Below are 268 nucleotides of genomic sequence, written 5' to 3'. Positions count from 1 at the left end.
ACGTTCATCGGAGCAGGGTGAGTCGGCCCCTAAGGCGAGGCAGAGATGCGTAGCTGATGGGAAGCAGGTTAATATTCCTGCACCGTCGTATGATGCGATGGGGGGACGGATCGCGGAAGGTTGTCTGCCTGTTGGAATAGGCAGTTTCTGCTTCATAGAAGGCGCTTAGGCAAATCCGGGCGCGTAATTCAAGGGAGTGGGACGAGTGAACTTGTTCACGTAGCAATCGGAAGTGGTTCCAAGAAAAGCCTCTAAGCTTCAGTCATAC

The 268-nt window shown here is 53.4% G+C and carries 1 rRNA gene; it reads left to right on the top strand.

Annotated elements, in window-relative coordinates:
• Nucleotides 1-268 (top strand): 23S ribosomal RNA (locus GTP77_RS30015); the annotation flags it as partial.

It is taken from the genome of Pseudoduganella aquatica (assembly GCF_009857595.1).
GTDB classification, from domain to species: domain Bacteria; phylum Pseudomonadota; class Gammaproteobacteria; order Burkholderiales; family Burkholderiaceae_D; genus Rugamonas; species Rugamonas aquatica_A.
The sequence above is the reverse complement of the archived record's forward strand: the minus strand, read 5'-3'. Positions and strand labels throughout refer to the sequence as shown.